1 pseudogene is annotated in these 542 nt (G+C 48.0%); it reads right to left on the bottom strand.

Annotation, left to right across the window (positions count from 1 at the left end):
* Positions 1-542: pseudogene (locus NHE85_RS16855) on the bottom strand (SprB repeat-containing protein); the annotation flags it as partial.

Below are 542 nucleotides of genomic sequence, written 5' to 3'. Positions count from 1 at the left end.
GTACATCCGTTAGCATCTGTAATAGTTACGGTGTAAGTACCTGCAGTAAGTCCTGTAGCAGTAGCGGCCGTACCCCCTGAAGGTACCCATGAATAGGCAAGAGTGCCTGTACCCCCTGAAGCAGTTACGGTAGCTGACCCGTTTGCTCCGCCATTACATGCTACATTGGTCTGTGAAGATATAGAAGCAGTAATAGCAGTAGGCTGTGTAATAGTAACCGATTGTGTAGCCGTACATCCGTTAGCATCTGTAATAGTTACGGTGTAAGTACCTGCAGTAAGTCCTGTAGCAGTAGCGGCCGTACCCCCTGAAGGTGCCCATGAATAGGTAAGTGTCCCTGTACCCCCTGAAGCTGTTACTGTAGCTGACCCGTTTGCTCCGCCATTACATGCTACATTGGTCTGTGAAGATATAGAAGCAGTAATAGCTGTAGGCTGTGTAACCGTAGCATTTACAACACCTGTACAACCATTATCATCGGTAATAGTTACCGAATAGGAACCGGCTGCAAGTCCTGTTCTGTCTTCAGTTGTAACACCGCC

It is taken from the genome of Flavobacterium sp. NRK1 (assembly GCF_024054175.1).
Taxonomy (GTDB): Bacteria; Bacteroidota; Bacteroidia; order Flavobacteriales; family Flavobacteriaceae; genus Flavobacterium.
Note: the sequence above shows the minus strand (reverse complement) of the source record. Positions and strands in the feature narration are given on the sequence as shown.